Annotated in this window: 4 protein-coding genes; 1 reads left to right on the top strand and 3 read right to left on the bottom strand. The window is 64.0% G+C overall.

Annotation, left to right across the window (positions count from 1 at the left end; all coding sequences use genetic code 11):
• Positions 1 to 591: winged helix-turn-helix domain-containing protein (locus tag EN969_RS25650; protein WP_206525229.1), on the bottom strand; the 591-nt coding region annotated here is incomplete at its 3' end.
• Between the two features lie 139 nt (positions 592 to 730).
• Between EN969_RS25650 and EN969_RS25645 the strand changes: the two genes are divergently transcribed.
• Positions 731 to 973, top strand: a complete 243-nt coding sequence (locus EN969_RS25645; protein ID WP_013530057.1) for a hypothetical protein — start codon at positions 731 to 733, stop codon at positions 971 to 973.
• Positions 974 to 1,001: 28 nt separating this feature from the next.
• Here the strand turns inward: EN969_RS25645 and EN969_RS25640 are convergent, their stop codons facing one another.
• Complete coding sequence (locus tag EN969_RS25640) at positions 1,002 to 2,312, bottom strand: hemolysin family protein (protein ID WP_024504164.1); 1,311 nt, start codon at positions 2,310 to 2,312, stop codon at positions 1,002 to 1,004.
• Positions 2,313 to 2,387: 75 nt separating this feature from the next.
• Positions 2,388 to 2,730, bottom strand: a 343-nt coding sequence (locus EN969_RS25635) for a LysR substrate-binding domain-containing protein (protein ID WP_245467500.1), incomplete at its 5' end; no start/stop codon positions are given.

Genomic DNA, 2,730 nt, shown 5'->3' with positions numbered 1-2,730 from the left:
CCCCGCGGCGCGTCTTGCACTGCCTTCCAACAGGTAGCGCACGCCAAGATCCCCGGCGATCTCGCGCACGTCCATCGCTTTTCCCTTGTAGGCAAAGGTCGAGTTGCGGGCGATGACGAACAGGCCGGAGATTCTGGACAGGTCGGTGATCAGGTCTTCCGTCAACCCATCCACGAAGGGATCCTGCTCGGGATCGTTGCTGAAATTGACGAAGGGCAGCACGGCTATCGACGGTTTGTCGGGCAGCGGCAAGGGTTTTCGCCTGGCCTCGCCCAGCTGTTCGACGGCCCCAGTGAAACGGTAGCCGACGCGCGGAACGGTGGATATCCATTCGCCGTTGTCGCCGACGGGGCCAAGCAGCTTGCGCAGCTGCGCGATCTGGACGGTGAGATTGCCTTCCTCGACGGCCGTGCCCGGCCACGCGGCGTCCATCAGTTCGGCTTTTCCGAGGATTTCGCCGGGCCGCCCGACGAGTGCCGCAAGCAGGCTCAGCCCGCGATAGCCGACGGCAACGGGGACATCGTTCCGAAGCAGCGTTCCCGCATGCGGATCAAGCACGAACGGACCAAAGGCAAAACGCGATCCCTGCATAGGCGCATCTATAGGGCCGCTCTAGCTCGTTTGGAAGTTTTGGGAACTATTTGGGAGGGCTTAATTACGGCGCCGTCCGTATCGCGCAGAATTCAACCTCATCGAGAGCCCTAGGCCCTCAAACCATATGGAGGTTGCCATGACCAATACCCTCACTTGTGCAGCGCGGCCGGGAACGCCCGTGCGGCCGGCATCGCGCCGGCTCCTAAAGACCCTGCGAAGCATCATCGCGAGCTGGCACGATCGGACCTGGCGCGAGCGGATACGCTTTCGCTGGCAGCTCAGGCAAATGTCGAAGGACAATCCGCATCTGATCGACGATATCGGCCTGACGATACAGCAGGTCGAGGGAGAGATCGCCAAGTCCTTCTGGGAACGATAGAGCGAAATGCCGCAAATCGCGTCGACCGTCAGCGCACCGCCTCGCGAGGGGCGCCGGCCAGGCGGGTGGCGATCAGCTTGTCGATGCGGCGGCCGTCGAGATCGACCACCTCGAAGCGCCAGCCCTGCGCGTCGACGCATTCGCCAGTCGCCGGCAGATGGTGCATATGCGACAGCACATAGCCGGCGACGGTTTCGTAATCGCGGTTTTCCGGCAGGTCGATGCCGAGAATGTCGGCCATCTCGTCGGCCTGCATGTAGCCGGCGAGCAGCCACGAGCCGTCCTCGCGCTTGACCGCGTTTTCCTCGTCGCCGGCGTCGGTGTCGGCGCGGAACACGCCGGTGATGGCTTCCAGAATGTCGGCCGGGGTGACGATGCCTTCGAAATGGCCGTATTCGTCATGCACCAGCGCCATCGGCACGTCGGATTCCTTTAGCTTCTGCAGCACATCGAGCGCGTCGGCCTGGTCGTAGACGATGGGGGCTGCGCGCACATGCCTGCGCGGATCGAGCACGCGGCCGGCAAGCAGTGCGGCCAGCACATCACGCGTCTGGACGACGCCGACCATGACGTCGACGCCGCCGTCGCCTGCCGGCAGGCGCGAATGCTGGGTTTCCATGAGCAGCTTGCGGATGGCCGCCTCGTCGGATTGCAGATTGATCCAGTCGACTTCGGTGCGCGGCGTCATCACCGCGCGCACGGCGCGGTCGCCAAGCCGCATGACGCCGGCGATCATGCGCCGCTCGTCGGATTCGATGGTGCCGTGATGCTCGGCCTCGGCGACCAGCATCTTGATCTCCTCGTCGGTGACCTTTTCCTCGCTTTCGCCGCGCTGACCGAGCAGCCACAATATGGTGCGGCCGGAGAAGTCGAGCAGGAAGACCAGCGGCGCCGACACCGTGGCGAGGATGGTCATCGCCGGAGCGACCCTGGCGGCGACCCGCTCGGGATCACGCAACGCGATCTGCTTGGGCACCAGCTCGCCGACGATCAGCGAGAAATAGGTGATGATAGCAACGACGATGCCGACGCCTAGCGGGTCGGCGACAGTCTCGCGGATGCCGGTCGAAGCCAGGAACTGCGCCAGCCGTTCGCCGAGCGTGGCGCCGGAAAAGGCGCCGGAGAGGACGCCGACCAAGGTGATGCCGATCTGCACCGAGGACAGGAACTTGCCGGGATTTGAGCCAAGATCAAGGGCGCGGCCGGCGCCATTGGTGCCGCGGTCGATCATCGCTTTCAGCCTGGCCGGGCGCGACGAGACGATGGCGAGCTCGGACATCGACAAAAGGCCGTTCACGCAGATGAGGACGACCACGATAGCGATTTCGACGTATAACATGAGCGGTCAATAGCATTGTGGCGCGGTCTTCGAAAATAGTCCGGCGTGATTTTTGAGAAATGACCGGTATTTCGCTCACGCGGCATCCCAGGGCGGCGCCGAAAAATGTTCGACGAGGGCGTCGACGACAACCCGCACCTTTGGCGTGAGCGCGCGCGTCACCGGCCAGACGGCATGCACGACGATGTTCTCGACCAGGCATTCCGACAGCACCATTTCGAGATCGCCGCTTTTGAGGCTGTCGGCGGCCAGCCATGTCGGCAGGAAGGCGATGCCGCAGCCGGCGAGCGCCGCATCCAGCATCGGTTCGCCATGGCCGAGAACGAGCCGCGCCTTGGGCACGAAGGTTGCGAGATGGCCGTCGGAATGTCTGATCACCCAGGGGCGGACGATGCCCTCGCGACCGTAGCCAATGACG

This window comes from Mesorhizobium sp. M7A.F.Ca.CA.003.01.2.1, assembly GCF_003998945.1.
Classification (GTDB): Bacteria; Pseudomonadota; Alphaproteobacteria; order Rhizobiales; family Rhizobiaceae; genus Mesorhizobium; species Mesorhizobium ciceri.
Note: the sequence above shows the minus strand (reverse complement) of the source record. Positions and strands in the feature narration are given on the sequence as shown.